This is a genomic window from Endozoicomonas acroporae, from assembly GCF_002864045.1.
Lineage (GTDB): Bacteria > Pseudomonadota > Gammaproteobacteria > Pseudomonadales > Endozoicomonadaceae > Endozoicomonas > Endozoicomonas acroporae.
Genome location: NZ_PJPV01000305.1, coordinates 1 through 896, shown reverse-complemented (window position 1 = coordinate 896; position 896 = coordinate 1). Strand labels below are relative to the sequence as shown.

Here is an 896-nt window from a genome sequence, read left to right as displayed (position 1 = left end):
AATAAGCTTCCGGCTATGCCGGAAGTCATTTAACTTCTTATGAAATTGCAATTGCCGGTACAGGCTACGTAGGCCTGTCCAACGCTGTTCTGTTGGCTCAGCACAATCAGATGATGGCCGTTGATATTGTTCCCCAAAAAGTGGATATGATTAACGACCGTATGTCACCCATTGTGGATGCGGAAATTGAAGAGTTCGGATCGGATTGAAAATCGCCGAGGCGATTTTGTTGCAGCGTTGAAGGTTTAAGCGTTTAAATGAGCGTTGTAGCTTTTCAACGCTTTAACGGTGCTATTTATATCCATCAGAGATCAATTCCAGAATGGATTTAAAACGTTTACCCCCGTATTGATAAAGGCCCGGGTGTTGCGGGTAACCAGTGTCAGGCCATAGGTGATGGCTGTGGCCGCAATTTGTTTATCAATGGCATTTTCATAATAAGGCACTCTGAGCTTCCCCCAGATTTGAGCCTCGGTAATGCCAAATTCCAGGATGTACTGGCTATAGTCTCTGATCAGGGTATTCAGCCAGTGTTCAAGCTGCCTGGCCTGAGGCGTGTCACCTCTATGGCGAATTTTCTCCACACCCCGACGGAGTTCTCCGAGGGTAATCACGCTGAGATAGAGTGGCGATGCCTGTTGAGTCGCCTCTTTAAAGAACCCCTGAACACCGGGGTTGGCTTTTTGTTTCTTGCGAATTTCACTGATGACATTGGTATCAATCAAATACATTGGAATCACCACTGTCTTCGAGACGCTCAAAGTCATCATCATTACCTACATTGGGGATACTTTTCAGCGCTTCAGTAAAGCTCTTTTTTTGGGGCTTTAACAGAACCGATTCAAGAATCCGACGGTGGGTGCTCTCTCTGAATAATTAAAACATGAGATCCAACG

The 896-nt window shown here is 45.8% G+C and carries 2 protein-coding genes; one reads left to right on the top strand and one right to left on the bottom strand.

What is annotated here, in order from left to right; translation table 11 throughout:
* The first annotated feature begins 44 nt into the window (after positions 1–44).
* The gene (locus CX664_RS25440; protein ID WP_101749352.1) at positions 45–209 is read left to right on the top strand and encodes a UDP-glucose 6-dehydrogenase family protein; all 165 of its coding nucleotides are present in this window, start codon (positions 45–47) and stop codon (positions 207–209) included.
* Between the two features lie 102 nt (positions 210–311).
* Here the strand turns inward: CX664_RS25440 and CX664_RS25435 are convergent, their stop codons facing one another.
* Positions 312–731, bottom strand: coding sequence for a type II toxin-antitoxin system VapC family toxin (locus tag CX664_RS25435; RefSeq protein ID WP_101749351.1), 420 nt, complete (start codon positions 729–731; stop codon positions 312–314).
* Positions 732–896 lie beyond the last annotated feature (165 nt).